This is a genomic window from endosymbiont of Riftia pachyptila (vent Ph05) (assembly GCF_000224455.1).
In the GTDB taxonomy this organism is placed as follows: Bacteria; Pseudomonadota; Gammaproteobacteria; order Chromatiales; family Chromatiaceae; genus Endoriftia; species Endoriftia persephonae.
In genome coordinates this window covers 1-659 of the sequence record NZ_AFOC01000191.1, presented here as the reverse complement: position 1 = coordinate 659, position 659 = coordinate 1, and the positions used below count along the sequence as shown (strand labels likewise).

At 58.9% G+C, this 659-nt stretch carries 1 protein-coding gene; it reads right to left on the bottom strand.

Annotated features, from left to right (window positions below; all coding sequences use genetic code 11):
- On the bottom strand, window positions 1–659 hold a 659-nt coding region (locus tag RIFP1SYM_RS16160), incomplete at both ends, for an FG-GAP repeat protein (protein ID WP_039960904.1).

The window sequence follows — 659 nt, the reverse complement described above, 5'->3', positions numbered from 1 at the left end:
GCGCTATCGTTGGCGGTGGGGTCGATACCACCGACACTGCTGTCTTCGGCGTATGCGCCCACCGCCAAGGTGTTGCCGTCGGAGCTGAGTGCAACCGAGATGCCGAACTTGTCACCTGCTCCAGTGTTGTTGGCACTGACATTGCCCAACCCAGTCCATATACCGCCGCTATTGGTGAAGAGATAGACTTTGCCGAAAGTTCCCTGTTCGGGGGCACCTACTGCCATGGTCGTGCCATCGGCGCTTACTGCAACGGAGTGGCCGAACTGGTCGCCCGTGCTGGTATCTGAGGCCTTGAAGTAGCTGATGGCACCAACTGAGTCGGATGGAATGAGTGCCACAACCGGTGAGCCGAAACACTGGGTTCCAAAACAGGCCTCGACCTTATACTGTCCCTCGTTCCAGTTAATCAGGTGGGTGGCGATCCCGATAGTGTGGTTGGTTGTTGTGAGGGTGCCTGCCCCAGCCACCTCGCTGAATCCAGATACGCCATCAGGATCCACCAGTAGGCGGTAGTGGTCAGGAACGGCGTGGCCGTCTGGGAGCGGCCAGTCGAACTGCAACTGGTGGGGATTTTTGCTCACAGTCATGGCCAGTGCCGGACCAACGATTACAGTGCGCTCCAGGGGGGTGGCGCTGTTTCCAGCAGCGTCGGTTAC